This is a genomic window from Epilithonimonas arachidiradicis (assembly GCF_003610695.1).
GTDB classification, from domain to species: Bacteria; Bacteroidota; Bacteroidia; order Flavobacteriales; family Weeksellaceae; genus Epilithonimonas; species Epilithonimonas arachidiradicis.
In genome coordinates this window covers 255162-281101 of sequence record NZ_RAQH01000001.1, presented here as the reverse complement: position 1 = coordinate 281101, position 25940 = coordinate 255162, and the positions used below count along the sequence as shown (strand labels likewise).

Below are 25940 nucleotides of genomic sequence, written 5' to 3'. Positions count from 1 at the left end.
ATTAATTGGTTTCCTTTTTCTTGTTGTTTTTCGCTTTACTTTTGGTTTTCTTTTTCTTGGGTATTTTCTCTTTGATGAATTTTTCTTTGCTCTTCAAAAAGTCCAACATAGATTGATCATAAGCGAATTTTTTAGCTTCTTTCAAAATTTCCAATGCTTTTTTGAAATCCATTTTGATTTCAGACAGATAAGATTTTTGCATTAAAATTCTGCATTTATCAATTCCTTTTATTTTCAAAGAATATTCGATGAGTTTTTCTGCTTCGTCCAAATCCTCATTGTCCAAAAGACATTTGATGTAATATCTTGGCGTGTTGAGATTTGTAACGTCGCATTGCAATGCTTCTTCGAAATAGAGTTTTGCTTTTTCATAATCGATGAGCATTTCGCTGTAGATTCTTCCCATCAGACAAAGCGAATCCGCATCTTCCGGGTCATAAGAAAGCGCATAGTTGAGCGCTTCCAAACAATCTGGCAAGCTGTATGGATAATTATCCAAAGCTTCGAAATAATATTTACTTTTAGTTAAGGTCATTTCTGTAGTTTTTTAATTCATTTTTCAGTTGATGTCTTTCTTTTTTGAAAGATTTTTCCTGATAATTCTTTTTGAAATCTGTTCCTGAAAATGTTCTGACAGGATTTCCTCTCTGAACATTCAAATGGTTGTTCCAAGTTTCCTGCATTTGTTTTTCCAATTGCTGAATATGAAGTTCCATCACCTTTTCTTTTAATCTTATGATGGAAAGCTTCTTATTTTCCAGTTGCGAGCGTGAATCCTGTACGAAAACACTTTGTCCGGTTTTCGGATAGGTTGCACGAACTGCGGTTTCAACTTTATTCACATTTTGTCCGCCACTTCCCTGGCTTCTCGTTGTCTGAAACCGGATATCTTTTTCATTAAAATTAATTTTCTCCAAACCTTCCAGTTCGAAAATCCCGATAAACCAATTGCTTCTCTTATGCAGTTTTCTGAATGTGCTTTTCCCAACCCAAAGAATGCTTCCGAGCCAGCTTTTAAGAAATTCATTGATTTCTTTTCCTTTTAAAAGAAGAGTCACAGATTTCAAGGTCAGGTTTTCATCACCATTTTCACGGTGAATGATTTCGTAATCGATTTTATTTTGTTTTGCTTCCTCAAGAAAAACCTTCAGAACTTTGGCAACTACGCATTGACATTCCGAAGGTCCTCTTCCTGAGGTTATTTGTATTATTTTTTCCATTGTTTTTTAATTTGTTGTCGGTTGATGGTTGTCAGTTGATGGCGTTAAAAATTCTAACAACCATCAACCAAAAACTAACAACCAAATTATTTGTCCATTCTCACAATTCGAGGTTGGAAAGTCCCAAGAATATCTACCAATTCGCTTTGTGCATTCATCACTTCGTTAATGTCTTTGTACGCCATTGGAGCTTCTTCGGCATTTCCGCCTATCAAAGTGACATTCTTGAGTTTTAATTCTTTTTTGATGTCATTTTGAGTAAAAAGAGCTCTGCATTCACCTCTTGAATGCGCTCTTCCTGCACCGTGAGAAGCTGAATTCAAGGAATCGGGATTTCCTTTTCCACGAACGATGAAGCCTTTTGCCGTCATCGAACCTGGAATCATTCCCAATTCATTTTCATTAGCTGGAGTTGCGCCTTTTCGGTGTACAATCACTTCTTTTCCGTTGTGAATTTCTTTCCAAGCGAAGTTGTGATGGTTTTCAATTCTGGCTTTTACTCTTCCGCCGACTGCTTTCACCAATCTTCTGTGAATATCGTCGTGACAAGCTGAAGCGTAATCTCCTGCGAGATTCATCGCTGTCCAGTATTCAATTCCGAGATGTGTGTTCAAGTCAAGCCAAGCAAAATTTTGTGCTTCTTTCGGTAGTGGACATTGTTCTGTCGCAACTCTTGAATAATACTGGGCAATTTCTGCTCCCACGCCACGTGAACCGCTGTGTGAAAGAATCCCAAGGTATTTTCCTGTCGAAAGATTGATTTGTTCGTCTTCTTCCGTAATCTCCACTTCCCCGAATTCCACAAAATGATTTCCACCGCCGGAACTTCCCATTTGTTTGATGGCTTTTCCTTTTAATCTTCTCAAAATCGGAATTAAATCGAACGTATCTCTATCGAAAATCTCGTGGTCGATATGAGATTTATGTGTTTCGTACATTCCGAATTTGGTATGTTCGGCAAGAGCTTTTTCGTACTTATCTTTTGCGCCGTCAAGATATGAAATTGGCGTATCCAAAATACTTAGCGACATTCGGCAACCGATATCCATTCCAACTCCGTAAGGAATCACGGCATTTTCTACGGCGAGAACTCCACCAATCGGAAGTCCGTAACCGCTGTGTGCATCGGGCATTAAAGCTCCCTGCGTTGAAATTGGCAATTTCAAAGCGGTATACAATTGATTTTTTGCTTCATCCGAAATGTTGTTTCCGAAAATGTGAAAATCTGCTCGGTTCGTGTTGAGCATTCTTTTCTCGGTTTTCTTCGATGACAGCAAAGCTTCTGCGATTTGTCCGAAGGTTAAATCTTTCTCGAAGTTTTTCGGATTTTGGTGGATTTCCTTCAAAAGAGATTTTACATAATGAATATTTTTGGTTGCAAAGTTTCTCTTCATAACTTCCAAAGCGATGTTGACGCTCTGATTATTTGGATAACCTAATTTTAATATATCTTTTCCTTTTAGTTTTAAATTTCCCATCTTTCTAGATTTTAGATAATAGATGTGAGCTGATAGACTTTCTCGCATCAAATATTTGAATCAACTAAATCTATAGTTGATTGATTATTGTCATAATGTTTTATGACAAATGGTGATTTGGAGATGAAATCCCTAGCCCTGATTGCAGTGGAAATCCTTTTTCTTTTTCGAAAAAGAAAAAGATTGCAACGGAAAGCGGGAAATAGCTCCTAATAAAAATTGATTTCGGGTAAACTGTTTTGAGTTTGAAATATTGCGTAATAAAAAACCCGAAAATCTTACGACTTCGGGTTTTGATATTTCATTGTACTGTTATTCTAAGAGTGTACCAAACCACGAAGCCTCGCCTTTGCAAAAGGCAATCCTACAGATGTATGTTGATTGTATTTGAACATTGCTTCGTTATTTTTTATTGGTTGAACTTGATTTTCAGGTGCAAATATAGAAAATATTGGAATATTGTGATTTATTTTTTTATGTTTGCGAAAAAACTAAATGAAAACTTTCTATTACATCTTCCTGTTTACTTTTTTGAGCATAAACATTAATTCTCAAATCACATTCGAGAAAGGCTATATTATTACAAACGACGGAAATAAAGAAGAAGTTCTTATTAAAAATCAAGATTGGCTGAATAATCCTGTTGAATTTATCTATAAAATAGGTTCAGAACCGTCTGAGAAAAAAGGGACGATACAAAATGTCAAAGAATTTGGTGTTAATGGTTATAATCGATTAGTGTCTTATAAAGGTGATATTGATTATTCTTCTAATAATATTGCTGCATTATCGATAAAAAAATCACCAGAGAATGTTTATAAGGAAATTTTTCTTTATGAAATAATTGCTGGAAAAGTGAATTTGTATTCTTACACGGATAAGAATATCACAAAATTCTTCTATTCTACTGAAGGTAATAGAGAAATCAATCCTTTGATTTATAAACAATATTATTTTGAAGGCGATGTTTCAAAAATTGCTACAAATGAAGAATATAAAAATACTTTGAAATCTCTTTTCTCCGATAATCCGGATGTTTTAAACAAAATTGATCGAACAAGATATACGAATGAAGATTTAAAAAAAATATTTTCACTTTATAATGGAGTTGGGATTAATACAAATGATAAAAACAGAGTTAAGGGACAGATAAACCTGGCTTTGCGTCCGGGAATTGCCTTTTCAAGTTTTAAATTTAATTCATCAAGTTTGGGATCGAACTCAACCGCAAAATTACCTTCAAAAGCCAGTTTCAGATTTGGTGTTGAATTAGAATATCTGCTTCCATTTAATAAAAATAAATGGGCCGTAATTTTTGAGCCGAATTATTATTCATACAAATCCGAAGCTAAATTTTTCAATGATACTTATAACGGAATAATTGATTACTCTGTAATTGAGTTACCAATTGGAATCAGACATTATATGTTCTTGAACAATGATTCAAAAATTTTCATTAATGTTCAGGCTGTGCCCTTCAAAATTGTTGGTAACAAGTCTCTGTTCACAAAAGAATTTGTTAACATTAATTCAAAATCAGAGTTTTCTTTGGATAAAACGAACCAATTTTATGGAACATTCGGAGTTGGTTATAGTTACAGAAATTATATGATAGAGTTCAGAGCATCTACTTCAAATAATCTTTTAAACAGTTATGAATTGTGGAATTCTAACTTTAGTAATATCGCAATTGTATTTGGTTATCAGATTTTCTAGAGTTAAGCTAAAAATTTATCCAATATCTCCACCGCACACTTCGGTAAATTGGTTCCTGGTCCGAAAATAAAATCTGCACCATTGGCATATAAAAATTCATAATCCTGCTGTGGAATTACGCCGCCGACAACGATGGTAATATCGTCTGCGCCCAATTTTTTCAATTCTTCTACCACTTGTGGAACAAGCGTTTTGTGACCGGCTGCCAAGGAAGAAACACCTAAAATATGAATGTCATTTTCAACAGCCTGTTTTGCAACCTCTTCCGGAGTTTGGAATAACGGAGCAACATCCACATCAAATCCCATATCGGCGAAGGCTGTCGCAACGACTTTGGCGCCACGATCGTGACCGTCTTGTCCCATTTTGGCCACCATAATTCTTGGTCGTCTTCCTTCTGCATCTTCAAATTTCTGACTCAATGCAACAGCTTTTTCAAAGTATTCGTTTTTTCCTGCATTCATAGCGTAAACTCCTGATATGGTTCTGATATTGGCCTTGTAACGTCCGAAGCTTTCCTCCAAAGCATCGCTCATTTCGCCAAGTGTTACTCTTCTTCTTGCCGCTTCTATACAAAGCTCGAGAAGATTTCCGTTTCCTGTTTTTGCGGTTTCTCTGATTTTGTTTAAAATGTCTTCGACAGATTCTGAGTTTCGTTCAGCTTTTATTTTTTCTAAACGTTCGATTTGTTTTCGGCGAACTTCCGTATTGTCGATGTCGAGAATATCGATGTCGGTTTGTTTCAGATTAGATTTGAAGGAATTAACACCGATGATAAATTCTTCTCCACTATCTATTTTCGCTTGTTTTCTCGCGGCAGCTTCCTCGATTCTCATTTTTGGGATTCCGGCTTCGATGGCTTTGGTCATTCCGCCTTCTTTTTCGACCTCATCAATGTATTTCATAGCTTCGTCAATCATCTGCTGGGTTAATGATTCGACTAAATGACTTCCACCCATTGGATCAACAACATCGCAGATTCCGCTTTCTTGCTGAAGAATGATTTGCGTATTTCTGGCGATTTTTGCTGAATAATCTGTTGGTAAAGCAATTGCTTCGTCCAACGCATTGGTGTGAAGAGATTGTGTTCCGCCTAAAGCCGAAGACAATGCTTCAATGGCCGTTCTTGTGATATTATTGAAAGGTTCTTGTTCTGTTAAAGACCATCCGGATGTTTGGGAATGTGTTCTTAAGGCTAAAGATTTTTGATTCTGAGGATTGAACTGTGTCAAAAGATTGGCCCAAATATATCTTGCAGCGCGCATTTTAGCGATTTCCATAAAATGATTCATTCCGATGGCCCAGAAAAAGGACAATCTTGGTGCAAAATCATCAACGTTCATTCCGGCTTTGATTCCGGTTCTTACATATTCTAAACCGTCGGCTAATGTGTAAGCCATTTCCAAAACTGGCGTTGCACCAGCTTCCTGCATATGATAACCGGAAATCGAAATTGAGTTGAATTTCGGGATGTTTTTGGAAGTGTATTCGAAAATATCGGCAATGATTTTCATTGATGGTGTCGGTGGATAAATGTAAGTGTTCCGAACCATAAATTCTTTCAGAATATCATTTTGAATGGTTCCTGACAATTTATCCTGAGAAACCCCTTGTTCTTCTGCAGCTACAATATAGAAAGATAAAATCGGTAAAACGGCACCATTCATTGTCATTGAAACCGAAATCTCATCGAGTGGAATCTGGTCAAAAAGAATCTTCATATCTTCAACAGAATCAATCGCAACTCCTGCTTTTCCAACATCACCAACAACTCTTGCGTGGTCAGAATCATAACCTCTGTGTGTTGCCAAGTCAAAAGCTACTGAAAGTCCTTTTTGCCCGGCTTGGAGATTTCGTCTGTAAAATGCATTGGATTCTTCGGCTGTGGAAAAACCTGCGTATTGACGAATGGTCCAAGGCTTCTGAACGTACATCGTGGGATACGGACCACGAAGAAAAGGTGCAATGCCTGCAGAACCGTTCAAAATGCTTTTATTTTTGACGTCTTCTGCAGCATATTTTGATTTTAGTTCCAAACCGTCTTTTTCAAACGTGTAATTTTCTGAATTCGAATTGAATTTAATGTTTTGAAAATCAGGGTTTTGGGTTTTTATTTTGTGGCGCATTTTTCCTTTTATCTTTCTGAAAGTAAATGTAATAAATTTTGAAAATGTGATGAACCACAAAAGGCACAAAAGTTTTGGTAATAAATGCAGAGAAATATTATGATGATTATTTTGTGATTTTTAAACGTAAAGGCACAAAAGGATTTTATGGAATTCGATGTTTTAAGGCACAAAGATTTGACTTCGTCAAATTTTATCATAATGTTTTTGTTATAAGCTTTTGTAATTTTTGAAAGCAAAGCTTGCAAAGACTTTTTTCCAATATTGAAAATATTTTAAAGCTCGCAAAGACGTAAAACTCATCAAAGAACAAAGGCTGATAACACTTCGACTCCGCTCAGTATGACAAGTCTAATACTATGGTTTCATTTCAACGATGTCAGTCTGAGCGGAGTCGAAGACTTTTTAGAATTAGAGTTTTTATTCCAAGCGACAATTTGTCATTATTTTTTTGATGGTCTTTTTTTTGAGAAACGTTGGATTGACGGCGAAGCTGCGACAGGGATAGTAGTGGAAATCCTTTTGCTTTTTTAGATTCTTTACTTCGTTCAGAATGACAAATGTTCTAAAGCAAAAGATTGCAACGGATAGCCCGGTGACAAAATAGCTTGGGAAAAGTTTTGGGTTTTGGCAGTCGCCCTAATTGTGTTGGAGAGTTTGAGGATGGGAGAGTTTGGGATTTTGAGAGTAAATAATTAACAAAAAATAAAATAAATATGGCAACAGGAAGTATTAATGTATCGGTGGAGAATATTTTTCCGCTGATTAAAAAATTTCTTTACAGCGACCACGAGATTTTTCTGCGTGAGTTGATTTCTAACGCAACAGATGCGACGACGAAACTGAAGCACCTTACAACAATTGGTGAGGCGAAAGTGGAATATGGCAACCCGATAATTGAAGTTAAAATTGATAAAGATGCAAAAACGCTGACTATCAAAGATCAGGGAATCGGGATGACAGGCGAGGAAGTTGAGAAATATATCAATCAAGTCGCTTTCTCCGGTGCCGAGGAATTTCTGGAAAAATATAAAGATTCTGCTAAAGATGCCGGTATTATCGGTCATTTTGGTCTTGGATTTTATTCGGCGTTTATGGTGGCGGAGAAAGTGGAAATCTTGACTAAATCTTACAAGGAAGATGCGAAAGCAGTTCGTTGGATTTGCGACGGAAGTCCGGAATATACGTTGGAAGAAACTGAAAAATCTGACAGAGGAACAGAAATCGTGCTTCATATTGCAGAAGATTCGACGGAGTTTTTGGAGGAATCTAGGATTCGTGAATTGCTGACAAAATATAATAAGTTCAATCAAGTTGCGATAAAATTCGGAACGAAAACTGAGACTTTGCCTTTGCCAGAAGGTTCTGCTGAAGATGCAAAACCTGAAACTGTTGAGGTTGATAATATCATCAACAACACCAATCCGGCTTGGACAAAATCGCCGTCTGAACTGAAAGACGAGGATTACAACAATTTCTATAGAGAATTGTATCCGATGCAGTTTGAAGACCCGTTGTTTCACATCCATTTGAATGTTGATTATCCTTTCAATTTGACAGGCGTTTTGTTCTTTCCGAAATTAGGAAACAACCTTAATATCGAGAAAGATAAAATTCAACTGTATCAAAATCAGGTTTTTGTGACGGATGAGGTTAAGGGAATTGTTCCGGATTTCTTGATGTTGCTGAGAGGTGTGATTGATTCGCCGGATATTCCGTTGAACGTTTCCCGTTCTTATCTTCAGGCCGATGGCGCGGTGAAGAAAATCTCTTCTTATATCACGAAGAAAGTAGCGGACAAAATGGTTTCGTTAATCAATGAAAACCGTGAAGATTATGAAAAGAAATGGAATGACATCAAAATCGTTATTGAATACGGAATGATTTCTGAGGACAAATTCTTTGAAAAATCTGACAAATTTGCGCTGTATCCAACAACTGACGGAACCTATTATCTTTGGAACGATCTGATTGAAAAAATCAAATCAAACCAAACAGATAAAGACGGAAAAACTGTGATTCTTTATGCTAATAATGCTGATGAACAGCACAGCTACATCCAATCTGCGAAAGAAAAAGGTTATGAGGTTCTATTGTTGGATTCTCCGATTGTTCCGCACCTCATCCAGAAATTGGAAGCTTCGAAAGAGAATGTTTCTTTTGCGAGAGTGGATGCAGACCACATCAATAATTTGATTAAAAAAGATGAGCCTAAGATTTCTAAACTAAATGATTCGGACAAAGAAACTTTGAAGAAGAATATTGAGGAATCAATTAATGACCAGAAGTTTACAGTTCAGTTAGAAGACCTGGATTCTACAGATGCACCGTTTACTTTGACTCAGCCAGAGTTCTTTAGAAGAATGAAAGATATGCAGGCGACCGGCGGTGGCGGAATGTTCGCAATGGGCGGTTTCCCAGAGATGTACAATTTAGTTGTGAATTCTAATTCTGATTTCGCAGGAGAATTATTGAAAAAAGAAGATGCTGATGAGAAAAAAGCGATGATAAATCAGGCTTTGGATTTGGCAAAATTGTCTCAGAATCTTTTGAAAGGAAAAGAACTAACGGATTTTATCAAGCGTAGTTTTGAGAGTTTGAAGTAATAAAGTATTTCATTAAGCATAAAAAAGCGGAACTAAATTTTAGTTCCGCTTTTTTGTTATTTGATTTTCGAAAGCACATCCACCGTTTCTTCCAGATAAAAATCTCTTTCAAGATTTTTTCTCCAGTTTTCTGTTTTCTTGGCAAAAGCCTCGTCTTTTTTAATTCTTTCCGCTTCGTCTGTGTGAAGCGTGAATTTCAGTCCGTTATTGAATTTTTCCAAACCTTTGAACTTTTCGATTTGTGCTTTACGCATTTTCATCAATTCATTGAATTTGGTTTGATTCAAAGTGATAGTTTCTTCTTTGTCCAGCGCTTCTTTCCATTCCGCAGATTCCTGCAACATTTTGTAGTTGTTATTATCCTGCAATTGTCTGTCTAGCTCTGCCTGTAACTGAGGAATGTTCAATCCGGTCAATTTTTTGTAAGACGTTGTTTCGATTTTGTCCCAAGGCAAAGCGAATTGGTCAAAACGCTCCCCAACTTCTGCATAAGAGAAGAAATCTTTCATTTTAAGATCAGCTTCTACACCTTTTCTCTGGGTTGATTCTCCGGAGACTCTATAGAATTTTTGAATTGTCAATTTCAAAGCTCCGAAATCGTCATTCGTATTCAGGAATCTATTCAATTCCACAAAAGTCTGAACCGTTCCCTTTCCGAAAGAACTTGGTGAGCCAATCACAGCCGCTCTTCCGTAATCCTGAAAAGCGCCCGCTAAAATTTCTGAAGCTGAAGCAGATAATTCGTTTTGCATTACAACCAATGGACCTGTCCAGATTGGTTCATTGGATTTATTACTTAAAGTTTGGATTTTTCCTCGGCTGTCTTTTACCTGAACATACGGGCCAGCGTTCATAAACAATCCCATAATGTCACCAACTTCCGTCAAAGAACCTCCACCATTGCTTCTTAGGTCAAGAATAATACCTTCTACATTTTCTTTTTTAAGTTTGATTAACTCCGCTTTGATATCATCAGAAGCATTACGTCCACCATTCTCTTTTTCAAATTCTACATTGAAACTTGGAAGATAGATGAACCCATATTTTTTACCGTTTTTAGAATTAACAACAATGCTTCTTGCAAAAGTATCTTCGATGGTTACTTCTTCACGAATCATCGTCACTTCTTTGATGGTCTTGTCTTTTTTCTCAACAGTTAAAGTGACAGGCGTTCCTTTTTCCCCACGAATCAGTCTTACCGCTTCGTCAGACAACATCCCGACAACGTTTACAGGTTCTTCATTCGGTTTTGATCTTACTTTCAGGATTTTGTCCCCGGCCGTCAGCTGTTTTGATTTCCAGGCAGGTGCACCTATTGTTAATTCGCCAAGATATAAATAACCTCTCTTTTCCTGAATCAAAGCACCAATACCAATTACTTTTCCTGTGAATTGCATATCAAATTCCTCTTTATTTTTCGGAGAGAAATAATTGGTATGCGGGTCAAAAACTTCGGTATAAGCATTCATATAGACTGTGAACCAGTCCATTTTCTTTCTCTTTTTGAATCTTCTAAAAGAGTCTGTAATCAAATCTTTCACCTCAGCAGTTGCCTTTTCACGCTTTTTCTCAGCAGAAAGCGGCGCGTATTTTATTGTATCCGGAAGCTTGTTATTCACCACAGAATCTTTTTTCTTTTTCTGAGCCTCTTCCTTGCTGTTCATCGTTTCAATTTCCTGAAGGATATTATACTTGATGTATTTTTTCCATTCTTCACGCTGTTGCTTTGCGTCAACAGGATTGCTTCTTTTCTTTGGCTCCAAAATTAATTCGTCATTTTCCTCCAGATTGATTGGTTTGGAAAAGATATCCTGAGTCATTTTATCGATTTCGTCAACTCTTTGGTAGAGTCTGTCAATCGTTAGTTTATAGAACACAAGGTTTCCCTGGTTAAGGTAATCATCCAGTTTGGTATAATGCTTTTTGAATTCATCCATATCGGACTGCAGAAAATATCTTTTTGAAGCATCTACGCTTTCAAAATATTTATCATAAACATCCTGGGAATAAGCATCGTTAATCGGTTTTGGACTGTAATGAAGATAGGAAAGTGTATTTTTCACGCTGACCATTATGGTCTGCATTTTTTCATCATCATTTTGTGGAGAGTTGAAACAGAACATCAGCGTCATCAGCGGCGCAAACATCAGCAGTTTCTTTAACTTGATTTTTTTGAACATATAATTTTTAAATCTGTACTTGGATTAGTATTTTTTCCGTTTTGAATGTTACGAAGATATTCAAAAACGAAACCAAATTTAACACCTTATTTTAATTAAAGTATTATAAATTGGTTATTTTTGGATTGATTTTAAAAAAAATCATCAAAAAAAGAAAAATATAAAACGGAAATTTATGAACAGACCATTGATATTGGTAACCAATGACGACGGAATTACTGCGCCTGGCATTAGAAAATTAATCAGTATAGTTAACGAAATAGGAGACGTCATCGTAGTCGCTCCCAATTCTCCCCAGAGTGGAAAAGGTCACGCTATCACCATCAACTCGACTTTGAGCTTCGAAGAACTGAATCTTGAAGGACCCCAGAGAGATTTCTCTTGCTCCGGAACGCCTGTGGATTGTGTAAAAATGGCTTTGGACAAAATTCTTCCGAGAAGACCGGATTTAGTAGTTTCTGGCATCAACCACGGCGCTAACTCTTCCATTAATGTTATCTATTCCGGGACGATGAGTGCGGCGGTGGAAGCCGGCGTGGAAGGTTTGCAAGCCATCGGTTTTTCTCTTTCCGATTTGAAATGGGAAGCGGACTTTGACCAGGCAGAAGAATTTATCAAAGAGATTGTTCTTAAAACTCTGGAAAACCCAATGCCAAAAGGCGTTGTTCTGAATGTTAATATCCCGAAATTAAATAAAAACGATATCAAAGGCATCAAAATCTGTAAACAAGCCAATGCAAAATGGGAAGAAAGTTTTGACGAGAGAACCAATCCACACGGGAGAAAATATTACTGGCTGACAGGCTACTTCAACAATATGGATGAGTCCGAGGATGCAGACGAAACCGCTTTGGCAAATGGCTATATAAGTATTGTCCCTGTAAAATTCGATTTGACAGCTTATGAATATATGAACGAACTCAATTCAATCTATAAATAAAAATGGATGGAGTTTATCAGACAATATTTGCTTTCGAAGGGCATTCCGCTCACCGAAGAGAACTGGAAACCTTTTGTAGAAAAAAACATTAGAAAAGAATATAAGAAAAAAGATGTTATCCTAAAGAAAGGCGAAGTTGATAATTACCTTTCTTTTGTAGAAACCGGTGCGGCACGCCTTTTTTTTAATAAGGAAAATAAAGAACTGACGATAAGGTTTGTATTTCAAAATCAATTCCTTACGGCTTATGATTCTTTCACCCAGCGGACACCTTCCAGGTGCTATATAGAAGCATTGACCGATATGGTGGTCTGGCAAATCCATTATGATGATTTACAGGAGATCTATCAATCTCAGGCAATCGGCAATCTAGTAGGGAGATTGACGGTTGAAGCGCTGTATGTAGAAAAACTCAACAGAGAATTTTCTTTCCTCAGTGAAACTGCGGAAGAGCGATATCTTTCACTTTTGAAACAACAACCGGATCTTTTCCAGCAGATTCCATTGAAGCAGATTGCGTCGTATATGGGAATTACGCCACAGGCTCTCAGTCGTATAAGGAAACGTATTTCTTAACCATGGTTCATTTTATTTGTTATAAATAAGATCTACATTTGCATTAAATCAATTTTTAATTGAAAAATCCAAATGAAGGAAAAATGCATTCAGAGTTCTGGATGCTTTTTTTATTAAGCTATATTTGTATCAAGAATCTTTAGAATGATTGATTTACCAGGATTAGCAATCAAAAATTTTTACGATAAAACGAAAAGAGCCAAACTCTATGTCCACGACAACTTTGGGCCAAAAGTAGAAATGCCGGTTTCCCACTACTTCAGAAATGAAAAGCAATTGCCTGTTCTTGAAAAAAAAGCGATGGATATCTGCCAAGGAAAAATCCTGGATGTTGGCGCCGGAGCAGGGAGTCACCCGCTTATTTTACAAAGAAAAAGCTTAGATGTAACAGCATTGGAAATTTCTCCCGCGGCTTGCGAAACTATGCAAAAACGTGGGGTGAAAAAGGTTGTTTGTGATGATATTTTCACCTACGAGAGAGAAACATTTGACACACTTTTGTTGTTGATGAATGGAATTGGGTTGTGTGGCAATCTGGATGGTTTCCGAAAATTAGTAAGAAAAGCTAAATCGTTGCTTAATAGAGGCGGCATTCTGATTTTTGATTCTTCCGATATTGCTTATATGTACGAAGAGGAGGAGTTACCAACTGATCGATATTACGGCGAAGTCTCTTGCCGGTACGAGTATCAAAAACAATTAACGGACTGGTTTAGCTGGCTTTATCTCGATAAAAATACAATGGTAAAATTAGCTTCCGAAGAAGGCTGGACATCAGAAATCATTTTGGAAGATGACAATGACCAATATCTGGCAAAGCTATATCAATCGTGATCATAGGTTTCCACACCGCCAAAATTAATTGGCATATTGAAACGCGTTTTCACGGCAATTCCGTTTTGTTTGGCGGGTGACCATTTATTTTTTATTCTTTGTGCACAAAATTCCAGATCTTTCAAAAGGATTTCATAATTTTCTACTTTTGGCTCCAGCGAGAAGTTATCCAGTTTACCATTGATGTTGACATCAAATGACAAAACAAACCTTCCTTTTGGAAGATAAGTATCATAATCCAGATAAGCATAAGCCATTTTTCTGAAGTCCTCACGGAAAGCATTTACGCCCCCAGGAAATTGGCTGTTATCAACTCTTGGGTAGGTTACTTTTTGAATATCATCTTGAATTAGAACTTTTGGATTAAATATAAAACCGTAAAAAGCAGCTTTCTTTCCATTATTTTTCTGTGCAGGCTGCCAGTTTTTGATCATTCCGATACTTTTGATCATCATATCATAACTGCATTTTTCCTCTTCCAAAACCTTCTTCGGCGGATTGGTATAAACTGGTTTTCCTGATTCACTGATTTTTAGATTGACGAAATAATTCTGATAAGTTTTACAGTTAGCTAGATTATTATCCTTGATGATCTGATGCAAATCCTTATACAATTGCTCTCTTCCTCCGGCATACGCATCTTGTCCTTCGGGATAATTAGGTAAAGTTTTCCAATCTTGAGACAGACAAAGGAATGATGTAAGCACAAAAAACAATTTATAAATTTTTTTCATAAAAAAAACCGCCTTTAATTGGGCGGTTATAAAGGTATTATTTTTTTTAGATTCAATTGAAAGCGTTGTCGTAAGTCATCGATGAAAAATCGATTTTCAGAATAGCTTTAGAATCTACAGGATTACCATTGCATTTGGCAGGAATCCAGGTTTTTCCAACCTTTGTTGCTGCGTCTTTCAAATCTTTAAGGAAAGGTTCACTATTTGCCACTTTTGGTCCTGCTTCAACTTTGGAAAGAACACCATCTTTGGTAATGTCCAGTTTTACAAAGAACAAACCATTGATCGAGTAAGAGCTCCAGTTGACATTTTGTTGAAGCTTTTCTTTCAATTCTTTGATGTAAGCATCTGTTCCGCCAGGATACCTCAAACTTTTGAATTGAGAAGGATTACAAGACTCATCTTTTATTTGATAAATTCCTCTTACGCTGTAAGTCACAGAACTTGTAGAAGCATCCGCCATTGGGATATCAATATTCAAGGATTCTTCAACGTCGTTATTTTGAGCAAAAGCTAATGAAGACATCAGCAAGCTCAATGAAAATAGTATTGATTTCATAGTATTTGATTTATATAATTTTAGAATGAAATTTTATGCCAAAATAATTCTGATTAGCAACAAATTACAAAACTTCAATCTGATTTTTTAATAAATCTTCAAATTCATCTCTTTTTCTGATAAGATGCGCTTTTCCGTCAAGAAACATGACTTCCGCAGGCTTCAATCTCGAGTTGAAATTCGAACTCATTTCAAAACCGTAAGCGCCAGCATTTCTGAAAACAATCACATCACCTTCTCTCACTTCATTGATTTTTCTGTCCCACGCAAAAGTGTCTGTCTCACAGATATTTCCAACAACCGTATAGATTCTTTCCGGACCTTTTGGATTAGAAAGATTTTCGATAATGTGATAAGAATCGTAGAACATCGGACGGATCAAATGATTAAAACCTGAATTGACACCCACAAAAACAGTCGCAGTGGTTTGTTTAATAACATTAGATTTTACAAGGAAATGTCCACTTTTACTCACCAAGAATTTCCCAGGCTCAAACCAAAGTTGGAATTTTTTTCCAGAAGTTTCCTCGTGTTTTTTAATCGCAGCATTAACTTTTTTTCCAAGAGATTTCACATCCGTTTCGATGTCGCCATCTTGATAAGGAACTTTGAAACCGCTTCCCATATCCAGATATTTCAGATTTGGGAAATGTTCTGCCAATTCGAACATAATTTCAAGACCTTGAAGGAAAACATCAGGGTCTTTGATTTCGCTTCCCGTGTGCATATGAAGTCCTTCCACATTGATGTTGGTAGATTTCATAACACGCTCGATATGACGAAGCTGATGAATAGAAATTCCGAATTTGGAATCGATGTGACCGGTTGAGATTTTATAATTTCCTCCCGCAAAAATATGAGGATTGATTCTCACAAAAATTGGATAAGAACCACCGAATTTATTTCCAAATTGCTCCAAAATCGAAATGTTATCGATATTGATATGAACATTCAGAGACATTGCTTCCTCGATTTCTGCCAAGTCAACACAATTCGGTGTAAAGAGAATTCTATCGTTGGAGAAACCTGCCTTCAAACCCAATTTCACTTCGTTGATAGAAACACAGTCAAGAGAAGCACCTAACTTTTCGACATATTTCAGGATGTTTATATTGGTTAAAGCTTTGGCTGCATAGAAAAATCTTGTGTTCTTCGAGAAAGAAGAAGTCAACTTTTCGTATTGTTCGCGTATCGAATTAACGTCATACACATAAACGGGTGTCCCGAATTCTTTTGCTATAGCCAGCAAGTCCTGATTTGTCATAAGGTAGATTTTTAAAAATAAAAAGGCAGATTCTTATAAAAAGAGTCTGCCGCAATAGATATCTTATGCACGCAACTCTTTATACATTCCAAACCTTAGTGAACCTTACAGCTCCCTTTTTTCCGATTTTGTTTTGTTTAAATATTTGCATTGCTTTGTTTAAAATTTTTTGCAAAATTAGAGTTTATCTGTAAATCCTGCAATGTTTTAGGTTGATTTTTATTTTGGGCAGCTTTTCCGCCTTCCGTTCCCAATCTTTTTTGCCCTTGAATATTCAAAAAGTCATTAGCTAAAAATCTTACTTTTTAATTTTGACTCAAGTTTACTCCATGATCATAATAATTAGAATCCTTAATATGTAAATGATTATTATTTCCCCAGATTTGTACTGGAACATAGGAATTCCATTCTGTGAATTGATAATCGTCTCTAAAAGCATTTCCAATCATGTTCAAATAATGCTCGTGATTCGTAAATTGTTGTAGCTCATTATATGATCGGAAATCTACTAATATATTGTGTGAGGCACCTTGATATACTCTGCTAAAACTATTTCCGATCAAATTAATTGTACCTCCGGTATATGGTAGATAAAATAAATCTACTCCATTTGTTGTCCCCTCAAAATAACAATTTATTAAATTTAATGAGTTTTTACCATTAATACCTATATAAGAACAAACTAAAACATCACTAAAATTCCCTTCAAAATCACAGCTGTCAAATTTTACATTATGAACCCCCTCCAAATGAATAGAAGTATCGTTATTAGAATTAAAAGTACAATTTACAAAATTTAGTAGGTTTGGATTTGTAATTTTATCAACACCTGAGCCAATATCTCCTTTAAAAGCATATTTGCAGTAATGAATTTTTAATTTTTTGAAATAGGATATGCAGGAATCAATTAACATAAAACCTAAGTTAAATTTAAAAATTTGAATTTCTTCGATGCTTAAGCAAATTAACTTTTCAATTTTTATAGCTATACCTCCAGATGGCATAGATACATTAGGTCTACTGATAGAAAAGCATTTTGCTGTAAAACCATCTGCATGATCTAAGTTACCTTTTACATCAAAAACAGTATGTTCGTCATCACCTTCATCTAGAATATAAGTCACATGTACTCCTTTGCCCGATAGCTCAAATTTTCTATCCTTACCATTACTGTTCGCATCATTAATATTAGTTGTAAAATCAATCACAATGGTTTGTGAAACCTTTATTTTGCCTGCAGGTAAAACAACATTCCAACCTGTTTTTACACCAAAATTCACCGCTTTTTGTAATGCTATAGAATCATCAGTAATCTCATCGGCTTTCACACCAAATCTCTTGGCTGATATTTCAGCTCCAGATAATATGCTGGAATCAACATAATAATCAGATCCCTTTTTTCTATAGATAATACCATCAACTTTGGAATCATCCATTGGATAATTATTGATCCAGTGTGTGACTTTCTTGAAGTTAACATTTTCATAAGTATAGCTATCTACTAATTGCACTACATTATTATTTTGGTAAGTGCTCCCCGACGCGAAAAAATCATCAGTATAAATCATTTTTTGTTTTTTAAAATATTAATAAACTAATTAATTTAAACTCTTGTAAGAAGTTTAGATTACAAAAATGATAATAGATAACGACAAAACTTGACGTATTACAGATTAAAAATTGTTTTTATTTATTAAATAGTAAACTTTTAGACGAATGAATATCTAAAATAAAAAATCAGTTAATCTTTGGCAATTCCGTCACATCATACTCATTTCTCAAAAGCGCCAACTGCAAATCATTCTGCAAATCCTGCGTAAATCTAGGCACAGGCAACATTAGTTTTTTGATTTTATCCAAAGATTGAATCTGATGATACAATTCATAAAAACCAAAACCAATTAATTTGCCTTTTTCCAAAACCAGAAATGATTTTTCGCCTAAAGTTCTTCCGGATGACGACCAGATTTCATTCCTTCCTTTGAGATTGATTTTCTGAGTAAATTCAACAAAATCTTTCAGATCTTCTTTGGATTTGATGTAATTGATTGCTTTCAATCCTTGAGTAAAACTCTTGAATCTCAGTAATGGTTTATCTTCCTGGAGTTTAATTTTCTCAAGAATATATTTATTTTTTCTGTAGAATAGTCCGAAAGTCAATTGCTGTCTCTTATGAATGCCTTTGTTTTGCATCATCAGTTTGGCGATGAGATCGGTACCTGTTAATTCGTAAGAAATCTTTTCGGTCTCGTCCTGAAGTTTTTTGTATTTAGCCTTATCGGAATCGAAGATTTTTTTCGCTGATTTATAAAGGTCTTCAACAACATCAGAATAGATGATTTTCCAGTCCTTATTTTGGAAATACACAATTCCTCTTTCATTAGGAAGATCTTCTGTCAGAATCTGAACTTTACTGATATAATTTTTTTCCTGACTTTCCTCCTGTTGCAACTGAATAATTTCGTTGTACTTGTCTTTGATAATCAACAATTTAAATAGGTCTAAAGTTGCTCTCGCATCGCCACTTGCACGATGCGCTTCACTCAACGGAATCCCAATGGATTTACAAAGCTTGCTCAAAGAGTAGCTTTTCTCTTCAGGAATCAGCTTTTTAGCTAACGGAATTGTATCTAAAGTGTTGATTTTAAATTCATAACCAAGGCGTTTGAATGATTGGCGAAGCATTCTGTAATCGAAGTCGATATTATGTCCCACCAATATAGAATCCTGTGTGATTTCCACAACACGTTTCGCAATCTCGTGGAATTTAGGTGCAGTAATTACCATTTTCTGTGTGATTCCTGTCAATTTTTGAACAAAGCTGGAAATCTCATCTTCGGGATTCACGAGTGAAATGAATTGGTCTGTAATCTCGTGACCATCAAAACGATAAATGGCAATTTCTATAATGCTTTCTTTCCTGAAGGGCGCTCCGTTACTTTCTATATCTATTATTGAATACATCTACATTTTTCCTTCTACAAAGTTAAACGATTTAGGAAACCGACATCCTCAAACATTTTATTATTGATGAGTTCTATTTTTTTGATGGAGCCAACCGGCACAATTGTAATAACTTTACTCCCTTTCTCAACATAAAAAAAGTAAGCGCTATTGGAGTCAATCAGGTAAATATCTTTCTGATTTCCAGAATCATCGGTAATCCTGTGTTTTATTTTTAGCTTATTATTTGTGATTCTGTCCTTTACATTGAGTCCCGTTCCAACACCGCCACCAAGAAAGAAAGCAGAAATCATAAACGCAATTGCAAAATAGACTTGCTTTTTAATATGAACTTTCAGGTCAACATCACTAGAACCCGGTTTTTTCTTAAGATATTTTTTGGCTACCATAGAATCTCGAACCCATTTTTTATGGCTGTTATTGGCAAGAAAATTATAATAAAAAAAGAAGCCTATAATCATTAAAGTGACTGTCAGTAAGATAATTGGCTGAGATGTCAATTCTGCGATAGGACTTATCAAAATATCCATTATTGAAGAATATTTCAGAAAATTAATTCCTAACATATAGAAAAAAACGCCGTCTCTAAGTATTCCCAAAATAATGAGATATAAATAGCCTAAAGGTAAAAATGTCTGTAGTTTTTCAATCAGTTTGTAATCCATTTAATAGCCTTTTTATCTCCTTTTCTTCATACTGAACATTCCCAAAATAAACTTCGCACCTTCTCTTGCCAAAGTGTTTAGAAAAGTTTTTCCAGCGCGACTTTCGATGACTTGCTCAAACATTCCTTGCTCCTCTTTTGGTTGTGCAGGTCTTCCTCTTGTTGGCGTTGGGATAACAGTTTGTGTATGTTCTTCGATCCTTTTATTCAGGATTTCGTACGCACTTTCTTTATCGATGTCTTGTTCGTATTTTTTGACAAGGTCAGAATTTCTGGTCAGTTCATCGATTTCTGATGCGGTTAAGATCCCCATCCGGCTTTCAGGCGAAATCAAATAAGTTTGGACTAAAGGCGTCGGAACCCCCTTTTCGTCCAATGCGGTTACAAAAGCTTCTCCGATTCCAAGATTTTGGATGAGTTCATTGGCTTTGTAAAATTCTGTCGTTGGATAATTTTCTACAGCTTTGTCGATCTCTTTTCTGTCTTTCGCCGTGAAACCTCTCAAAGCGTGCTGAATTTTCAAACCTAATTGGCTCAAAATATTCTCCGGAACATCGCCAGGGATTTGAGTGATAAAATAAATCCCGATTCCTTTGGAACGAATCAACTTTACCATCGTTTCGATTTGAGAAAGCAAGGTTTTTGAAGCTTCATTAAAAAGCAAATGCGCCTCGTCAATAAACAAAACCAATTTTGGTTTTCCACTGTCGCCTTCTTCAGGAAAGGTCATATAAATCTCGGCAAACAATGATAAAATGAACGTGGAAAAAAGATTAGGCTTATTCTGAATATCATCAACTCGGAAGATATTCACAACACCTTTTCCATCTCTGGTTTTTAGCAAATCATCCACTTCAAAACTTGGTTCTCCAAAGAAAGTCGTTGCGCCTTGTTGTTCCATCGCAACAATCGAACGAAGAATGGCACCCAAAGATGCGGGAGCAATCGAGCCGTAATTGTCAGCCAATTCTTTTTTACCAATCGGATTATCAGTCACATATTGCAAAACTTTTTTCAAATCATGTAAGTCAACCAAAGGCAAGGCTTTATCATCACAATATTTAAAAACAATCGACATAATACTTTGCTGAGTGTCATTCAAGCCAAGAATTTTACTCAATAAAATCGGTCCAAATTCCAAGACTGTAGCACGAAGTTTCACACCTTTTGCGCCGGAAATGGTCATCAATTCTACCGGGAAACTCTGCGGCGAATAAGGCAATTGCGTTTTAGAATATCGGTCTTTGATGTTGTCATTTTCTGTTCCGGGTTCAGCAATTCCGGATAAGTCACCTTTGATGTCCATTACCAAAGTCGGGATTCCTGCGTGAGACAATTGCTCTACAAAAACCTGAAGCGTCTTGGTTTTTCCTGTCCCAGTCGCTCCGGCAATTAAGCCGTGTCTGTTAACAGTTTTCAGAGGAATAGAAACATTGACTTCTGTAATAACTTCTCCGTCCAGCATTCCTTTTCCGAGGATAATGTGTTCGCCTTTGGGATTGTATTTTGAATTAAGGTCGGTTATGAATTTTTCTTTATTTGACATCGATTGGTTTTTTCAATCCTTAAAATTAAAAATAATTTTCAGAATCAATTTAAAACTTGAGCGATTTATAAAGTTATCACAGGATTTTATTTTGATATCAATTATCTTTGTGATCAAAAGTTTTTGTATGCGCGCTTACAACACAAAAAACTTCCTAAAAATACTCATCAGTCTCCACAAAAGTGACACGCTGAGTATTCTTTTTCCAACGATGCTTCTCGTAGGAATTTATTCTTACGGCATCTATTATTTGGAAGTAGAGTATTTGCATTTGACTTCCAAATCTTCGGTCATTAATATAGGAATGATCCATTCTTTGCTGGGATTTGTATTGTCTTTGCTTTTGGTTTTCAGGACTAATACGGCCTATGACCGTTGGTGGGAAGGGCGAAAACTTTGGGGGAAATTAGTCAATGACAGCCGGAATTTTATGATTAAGATAAGTAATATTTTGGATGATAGAGATGTTAAAGCCAAAACTCAGATTGCGCGTTATCTTAAGCTCTTTCCTCATTTGCTGGCAACACATCTTTCCAAAGAATCGACGAGGTTGGTTTTGGATGAGGATTTTACCGACCTTAAAAAAGAACTGAAACACCACGGACCAGCAGAATTGGTATTTTTATTAACCAAAAAGCTCTATCATCTCAAAAAAGAAAACAAGATTTCTGATACTGAGATGTTGTTTCTTGATGCACAATTGTCAGGTTTTCTGGATGTTTGCGGCGGTTGTGAAAGAATCAAAAATACACCGATTCCATATTCTTATTCATCATTCATCAAGAAGTTTATCGTTTTTTATGTTTTGGCTTTGCCAATCGCAAATGTTGTGAATCTTGGTATTTTTATGATCCCGATTACAATGTTTGTATATTATGTTCTGATGAGTTTGGAGCTGATTGCAGAAGAGATAGAAGACCCGTTCAACAACGATGAAAATGATATCCCGATGGAATCCATCGCACAGAATATCGAGAGAAATATTGATTTAATTTTAAATAAAGCCTGATTTTGACAAAGAAACTGAAACTAGAAGAGCTAGGAAGAATAGATGTAGAAACGTTTAAGAAAACAGCGAAGATTCCTTTGGTTGTGATTTTGGACAGCGTGAGAAGTATGCATAATGTTGGTGCGATTTTCAGAACCGGCGACGCTTTTCTGATAGAAAAAGTGGTACTTTGTGGCATAACACCTCAGCCTCCTCATCGCGAAATTCATAAGGCAGCACTTGGCGCAACAGAAAGTGTGGATTGGATATATGAGCAGGATATCAATGTCGCTATCGATAATCTTAAAAGAGAAAACTTCGAAATTATTGGGATTGAACAAACTTCATCAAGCCAATTGATAACAGATTTTGAAATTAATCCAGAAAAAAAATACGCTCTGATTCTCGGTAATGAAGTTGACGGAATCAGCGATGAAGCTTTACCAAATATTGATGTTTTCCTGGAAATTCCTCAACTTGGAACCAAACATTCTCTGAACGTAAGTGTCTGTGGCGGAATTGTAATCTGGGAATTTGCGAAAAATCTTAACAAAATTCTAAATACAGGGACATAATAGAAGTCATGAAGGATACAATTGGAATTGATTTTGTGAGCCTTGTGAGAAAAACTTTGTGGTTTGAAAATAAAAAACTGCAAACACAATGAAGTGCTGCAGTTTGAAATAAATCTAATAAAAAGTAAAAATGAAAGGCGACAAAGATATATTTTTATTTTTATACAAAGCAATAGTTGGCGTAAAAAAACATAAAAATTTTTAAAATCTTTTGTGGCTAAGTAATTTTTGTAAATTAGCATAATGTTTATCAAAGATTACATTTCCAAAGACTATCCGGCTTTCGGCGTCAGAGACTCAATAGAAGAAGCTTCTGAGGTTGCTAAGGAATTTGGATATTCCCACGTTTTCATTGTGAGCAAGGGTATTTTTCTTGGTGGATTAAGCCAGCCGTTTTTGGAAGACAGTCCGGAAGGCAATCTGGATTCGCTTAACATCCATTACGAGCGTTTTGCAATTATGGAAGACAGCAGTTTGCTGGACAGCATCAAGCTTTTCCATACCTTCAATGCGAATGTGGTTCCTGTAATTTCCAAAGAAGAAAAATATCTGGGTTACATCTCCTGTGACGATATCTTCAATGAGTTTTCCAAATACCCTTTGTTTTCCGAAAATGGAGCGATTTTGACGATTCAGACAACGGGTTTGCATTATTCTATGACAGAGATTGCGCAGATTGTCGAAAGTAATAATGCTAAGATCTACGGTGTTTTTATCAACGCTATCAAAGAAGACAGTATAGAAATTACGCTTAAGATCAGCAACGAAAATCTTAGTTCTATAGATGAAACTTTTGAGAGATATGGCTATGTTGTGGTTCACAAACATTATGATGATGAGAAAGAAGAACTCTTGAAGGACCGTTTTGGGTTTTTCCAGAAATTTTTGGAGATTTAAATTATGAAAGCAGCCATCTATTCCCAAAAGAAAGATCTTGATACATTTTTGTATCTCAACCGATTCATTTCAGAATTGGCGCTAAGAGAAGTATCTGTCGTTCTTCACGCCGAGATGGCAGAAAATCTGAATTTTTCCAAAGAATTCGAAACATTTTCCGGCAAGGAAGAGCTTAAGAATAAGAATGTCAATATCGTTTTTAGTTTTGGAGGCGATGGAACAATCCTTAATGCTTTAACATTCATACAAGACCTTGAGATTCCGATTATTGGAGTCAATACAGGGCGATTAGGATTTTTGGCAAATTTCCGAAAGGACCAGATTTTCGATGAGTTGGATTCTATTATTCTCGATAAAAATTATAATATCAGCGAACGTTCGGTAATTAAAATTACAACGGATGATAATTCTCAGATTGATTTTCCATTTGCTTTGAATGATGTCAGCCTTTCCAGAAAAGAAACAACATCAATGATTACTGTGGAATCTTATATTAATGATGAATTCCTGAACGTTTTCTGGGGCGATGGATTGATTATCTCCACGCCTACAGGTTCCACCGCATATTCATTAAGCTGTGGAGGGCCGATTATTTCTCCGAGTAATGACAATTTTGCAATTTCGCCTATAGCACCTCATAATCTGAATGTCCGTCCTCTCATTGTAAAAGACGATTCTAAGATAAAATTGACGGTCAAAAGCCGTGTCCCGCAATATACATTGGCTTTGGATTCGAGACTTTATCATATGGATGTTGGGAGCGAAGTTATAATTGAGAAAGCTGAATTTTCTCTGTTTCTCATTAAACCAAAAAATTTCAGTTTCTACGAAACGATTCGTCAAAAACTGCTTTGGGGAAATGATAAGCGGAACTAAAAACAAAAATTATTATCTATAACATAGGATCTGTAAAAATGAAATTTGAATTGTTAATAATTTCGTAAGTTTACAGTCCAAAAAATCTTAAAAAAATATAATAAAAATGAGCAGAAAATTTCCGGCAGGAGTTGCCACTGGTTCTTTAGTAACAGAGATATTTGATTATGCCAAAGAGAAGCAATTTGCACTTCCGGCAGCTAATGTGATTGGTTCTAGTAATATCAATGCAACTTTGGAAACTGCTGCAAAACTGAATGCGCCTGTTATCATCCAATTTTCCAATGGTGGTTCTGCGTTCAACGCAGGAAAAGGCCTTAATAACGACGGGCAGAGAGCTGCAGTTCTCGGTGCTGTTGCTGGTGCAAAACATATCCACACTTTAGCAGAAGCTTACGGAGCGACTGTTATCCTTCACACAGACCACTGCGCTAAGAAATTGTTGCCTTGGGTAGATGGACTTTTGGATGCGAGTGAAGAATTTTACAAGCAAAACGGAAAGCCGCTTTACTCTTCTCATATGTTGGATTTCTCAGAAGAGCCAATTGAAGAAAACCTGGAGGTTTCTGCAAAATATTTCGAGAGAATGAACAAAATGGGAATGACGCTTGAAATCGAATTAGGCGTAACTGGAGGTGAAGAAGATGGTGTTGATAACTCTGATGTTGACAGCTCAAAATTGTATACTCAGCCAGAAGAGGTAGCATATGCTTACGAAATCCTTAAGAAAGTATCTGACAATTTTACCATTGCAGCAGCTTTTGGAAACGTACACGGTGTTTACAAACCAGGAAACGTAAAATTGACTCCGAAAATCCTTGACAATTCTCAAAAATTTGTTCAGGAGAAATTCGGAACGGGAGACAAGCCTGTGAATTTTGTATTCCACGGAGGTTCCGGTTCTACTTTAGAAGAGATCAGAGAAGCTATCAGTTACGGTGTTGTGAAAATGAACATCGATACAGATTTGCAATTCGGTTACACAGAAGGAATCAGAGATTATATGACAGAACAGATTGAATATCTGAGACATCAAATTGGAAATCCAACTGGCGCAGATGCTCCGAACAAAAAATTCTATGACCCAAGAGTTTGGGTAAGAAAAGGAGAGGAAACGTATATCAAGAGATTGACGCAGGCTTTTGAAGACCTGAACAATATCAATACACTTTAATTAAATTATAAATTTTAGATTAT

22 protein-coding genes are annotated in these 25940 nt (G+C 36.1%); 10 read left to right on the top strand and 12 right to left on the bottom strand.

Annotated features, from left to right (window positions below):
• Position 1 precedes the first annotated feature (1 nt).
• The 3 genes from BXY58_RS01355 to BXY58_RS01345 form a co-directional block, all read right to left on the bottom strand.
• The gene (locus tag BXY58_RS01355) at positions 2–535 is read right to left on the bottom strand and encodes a tetratricopeptide repeat protein (RefSeq protein WP_120212007.1); all 534 of its coding nucleotides are present in this window, start codon (positions 533–535) and stop codon (positions 2–4) included.
• Positions 522–1220 carry a peptide chain release factor H gene (prfH, locus tag BXY58_RS01350; protein WP_120212006.1) on the bottom strand — a complete coding sequence of 233 codons (699 nt, stop codon included), beginning with the start codon at positions 1218–1220 and terminating at the stop codon, positions 522–524. Before prfH ends, BXY58_RS01355 begins: the two co-directional genes overlap by 14 nt.
• Positions 1221–1306: 86 nt before the next feature.
• The gene (locus BXY58_RS01345) at positions 1307–2698 is read right to left on the bottom strand and encodes an RtcB family protein (RefSeq protein ID WP_120212005.1); all 1392 of its coding nucleotides are present in this window, start codon (positions 2696–2698) and stop codon (positions 1307–1309) included.
• A 495-nt stretch (positions 2699–3193) separates the two neighbouring features.
• Here BXY58_RS01345 and BXY58_RS01340 point away from each other — a divergent pair, with 495 nt between their 5' ends.
• Positions 3194–4414 carry a hypothetical protein gene (locus tag BXY58_RS01340; protein WP_120212004.1) on the top strand — a complete coding sequence of 407 codons (1221 nt, stop codon included), beginning with the start codon at positions 3194–3196 and terminating at the stop codon, positions 4412–4414.
• 2 nt (positions 4415–4416) lie between these two features.
• On the opposite strand, the gene scpA is transcribed toward BXY58_RS01340, so the two are convergent.
• A complete protein-coding gene (scpA, locus tag BXY58_RS01335) occupies positions 4417–6540 on the bottom strand; it encodes a methylmalonyl-CoA mutase (RefSeq protein ID WP_120212511.1) in 2124 nt (707 codons plus the stop codon).
• Positions 6541–7256: 716 nt separating this feature from the next.
• Between scpA and htpG the strand changes: the two genes are divergently transcribed.
• Positions 7257–9146, top strand: coding sequence for a molecular chaperone HtpG (htpG, locus tag BXY58_RS01325; protein ID WP_120212002.1), 1890 nt, complete (start codon positions 7257–7259; stop codon positions 9144–9146).
• A 56-nt stretch (positions 9147–9202) separates the two neighbouring features.
• Here the strand turns inward: htpG and BXY58_RS01320 are convergent, their stop codons facing one another.
• Complete coding sequence (locus BXY58_RS01320; protein ID WP_120212001.1) at positions 9203–11326, bottom strand: carboxy terminal-processing peptidase; 2124 nt, start codon at positions 11324–11326, stop codon at positions 9203–9205.
• A 175-nt stretch (positions 11327–11501) separates the two neighbouring features.
• Between BXY58_RS01320 and surE the strand changes: the two genes are divergently transcribed.
• From surE to BXY58_RS01305, 3 genes are all read left to right on the top strand, one after another.
• A complete protein-coding gene (surE, locus tag BXY58_RS01315; protein WP_120212000.1) occupies positions 11502–12266 on the top strand; it encodes a 5'/3'-nucleotidase SurE in 765 nt (254 codons plus the stop codon).
• Positions 12267–12272: 6 nt separating this feature from the next.
• Positions 12273–12842: a Crp/Fnr family transcriptional regulator gene (locus BXY58_RS01310; protein WP_120211999.1), complete on the top strand. Its 570-nt coding sequence runs from the start codon at positions 12273–12275 to the stop codon at positions 12840–12842.
• Positions 12843–12986: 144 nt separating this feature from the next.
• Positions 12987–13676 carry a class I SAM-dependent methyltransferase gene (locus BXY58_RS01305; protein WP_120211998.1) on the top strand — a complete coding sequence of 230 codons (690 nt, stop codon included), beginning with the start codon at positions 12987–12989 and terminating at the stop codon, positions 13674–13676.
• On the opposite strand, the gene BXY58_RS01300 is transcribed toward BXY58_RS01305, so the two are convergent.
• From BXY58_RS01300 to BXY58_RS01270, 7 genes are all read right to left on the bottom strand, one after another.
• Positions 13667–14383, bottom strand: coding sequence for an energy transducer TonB (locus tag BXY58_RS01300; RefSeq protein WP_147366785.1), 717 nt, complete (start codon positions 14381–14383; stop codon positions 13667–13669). The two genes, BXY58_RS01305 and BXY58_RS01300, sit on opposite strands and share 10 nt — an antisense overlap.
• A 79-nt stretch (positions 14384–14462) precedes the next feature.
• Entirely contained in the window at positions 14463–14969 is a 507-nt protein-coding gene (locus BXY58_RS01295; RefSeq protein ID WP_147366784.1) for an energy transducer TonB, read from the bottom strand.
• 64 nt (positions 14970–15033) lie between these two features.
• Positions 15034–16233 carry a diaminopimelate decarboxylase gene (gene lysA, locus BXY58_RS01290; protein ID WP_120211995.1) on the bottom strand — a complete coding sequence of 400 codons (1200 nt, stop codon included), beginning with the start codon at positions 16231–16233 and terminating at the stop codon, positions 15034–15036.
• A gap of 305 nt (positions 16234–16538) precedes the next feature.
• Positions 16539–17801: a glycosyl hydrolase family 28-related protein gene (locus BXY58_RS01285; protein ID WP_120211994.1), complete on the bottom strand. Its 1263-nt coding sequence runs from the start codon at positions 17799–17801 to the stop codon at positions 16539–16541.
• 169 nt (positions 17802–17970) lie between these two features.
• Entirely contained in the window at positions 17971–19197 is a 1227-nt protein-coding gene (locus BXY58_RS01280) for a 3'-5' exonuclease (protein WP_120211993.1), read from the bottom strand.
• Positions 19198–19211: 14 nt separating this feature from the next.
• Entirely contained in the window at positions 19212–19862 is a 651-nt protein-coding gene (locus BXY58_RS01275) for a hypothetical protein (protein WP_120211992.1), read from the bottom strand.
• A 12-nt stretch (positions 19863–19874) separates the two neighbouring features.
• Positions 19875–21407, bottom strand: coding sequence for a helicase HerA-like domain-containing protein (locus BXY58_RS01270; protein ID WP_120211991.1), 1533 nt, complete (start codon positions 21405–21407; stop codon positions 19875–19877).
• A 127-nt stretch (positions 21408–21534) separates the two neighbouring features.
• On the opposite strand from BXY58_RS01270, the gene BXY58_RS01265 reads away from it, so the two are divergent.
• From BXY58_RS01265 to fbaA, 5 genes are all read left to right on the top strand, one after another.
• The gene (locus tag BXY58_RS01265) at positions 21535–22416 is read left to right on the top strand and encodes a bestrophin family protein (protein WP_120212510.1); all 882 of its coding nucleotides are present in this window, start codon (positions 21535–21537) and stop codon (positions 22414–22416) included.
• Positions 22417–22418: 2 nt separating this feature from the next.
• Complete coding sequence (locus BXY58_RS01260) at positions 22419–22970, top strand: RNA methyltransferase (protein ID WP_120211990.1); 552 nt, start codon at positions 22419–22421, stop codon at positions 22968–22970.
• Between the two features lie 243 nt (positions 22971–23213).
• Positions 23214–23867 (top strand): CBS domain-containing protein, encoded by a 654-nt coding sequence (locus BXY58_RS17025; protein WP_185140453.1) that lies wholly within the window; start codon positions 23214–23216, stop codon positions 23865–23867.
• A 3-nt stretch (positions 23868–23870) separates the two neighbouring features.
• Positions 23871–24743 (top strand): NAD kinase, encoded by an 873-nt coding sequence (locus BXY58_RS17020; RefSeq protein WP_185140452.1) that lies wholly within the window; start codon positions 23871–23873, stop codon positions 24741–24743.
• Positions 24744–24849: 106 nt separating this feature from the next.
• Positions 24850–25917 carry a class II fructose-bisphosphate aldolase gene (gene fbaA, locus BXY58_RS01250; RefSeq protein ID WP_120211989.1) on the top strand — a complete coding sequence of 356 codons (1068 nt, stop codon included), beginning with the start codon at positions 24850–24852 and terminating at the stop codon, positions 25915–25917.
• Positions 25918–25940 lie beyond the last annotated feature (23 nt).

Coding starts and splice junctions, on each gene's coding strand:
- BXY58_RS01275 (WP_120211992.1), bottom strand. CDS start 19,862: ATGGATTACAAACTGATTGAAAAACTACAGACATTTTTACCTTTAGGC.
- BXY58_RS01310 (WP_120211999.1), top strand. CDS start 12,273: ATGGAGTTTATCAGACAATATTTGCTTTCGAAGGGCATTCCGCTCACC.
- BXY58_RS01305 (WP_120211998.1), top strand. CDS start 12,987: ATGATTGATTTACCAGGATTAGCAATCAAAAATTTTTACGATAAAACG.
- BXY58_RS01270 (WP_120211991.1), bottom strand. CDS start 21,407: ATGTCAAATAAAGAAAAATTCATAACCGACCTTAATTCAAAATACAAT.
- BXY58_RS17020 (WP_185140452.1), top strand. CDS start 23,871: ATGAAAGCAGCCATCTATTCCCAAAAGAAAGATCTTGATACATTTTTG.
- BXY58_RS01320 (WP_120212001.1), bottom strand. CDS start 11,326: ATGTTCAAAAAAATCAAGTTAAAGAAACTGCTGATGTTTGCGCCGCTG.
- surE (WP_120212000.1), top strand. CDS start 11,502: ATGAACAGACCATTGATATTGGTAACCAATGACGACGGAATTACTGCG.
- BXY58_RS01265 (WP_120212510.1), top strand. CDS start 21,535: ATGCGCGCTTACAACACAAAAAACTTCCTAAAAATACTCATCAGTCTC.
- BXY58_RS01345 (WP_120212005.1), bottom strand. CDS start 2,698: ATGGGAAATTTAAAACTAAAAGGAAAAGATATATTAAAATTAGGTTAT.
- scpA (WP_120212511.1), bottom strand. CDS start 6,540: ATGCGCCACAAAATAAAAACCCAAAACCCTGATTTTCAAAACATTAAA.
- BXY58_RS17025 (WP_185140453.1), top strand. CDS start 23,214: ATGTTTATCAAAGATTACATTTCCAAAGACTATCCGGCTTTCGGCGTC.
- htpG (WP_120212002.1), top strand. CDS start 7,257: ATGGCAACAGGAAGTATTAATGTATCGGTGGAGAATATTTTTCCGCTG.
- BXY58_RS01295 (WP_147366784.1), bottom strand. CDS start 14,969: ATGAAATCAATACTATTTTCATTGAGCTTGCTGATGTCTTCATTAGCT.
- fbaA (WP_120211989.1), top strand. CDS start 24,850: ATGAGCAGAAAATTTCCGGCAGGAGTTGCCACTGGTTCTTTAGTAACA.
- BXY58_RS01280 (WP_120211993.1), bottom strand. CDS start 19,197: ATGTATTCAATAATAGATATAGAAAGTAACGGAGCGCCCTTCAGGAAA.
- BXY58_RS01340 (WP_120212004.1), top strand. CDS start 3,194: ATGAAAACTTTCTATTACATCTTCCTGTTTACTTTTTTGAGCATAAAC.
- BXY58_RS01355 (WP_120212007.1), bottom strand. CDS start 535: ATGACCTTAACTAAAAGTAAATATTATTTCGAAGCTTTGGATAATTAT.
- BXY58_RS01285 (WP_120211994.1), bottom strand. CDS start 17,801: ATGATTTATACTGATGATTTTTTCGCGTCGGGGAGCACTTACCAAAAT.
- lysA (WP_120211995.1), bottom strand. CDS start 16,233: ATGACAAATCAGGACTTGCTGGCTATAGCAAAAGAATTCGGGACACCC.
- prfH (WP_120212006.1), bottom strand. CDS start 1,220: ATGGAAAAAATAATACAAATAACCTCAGGAAGAGGACCTTCGGAATGT.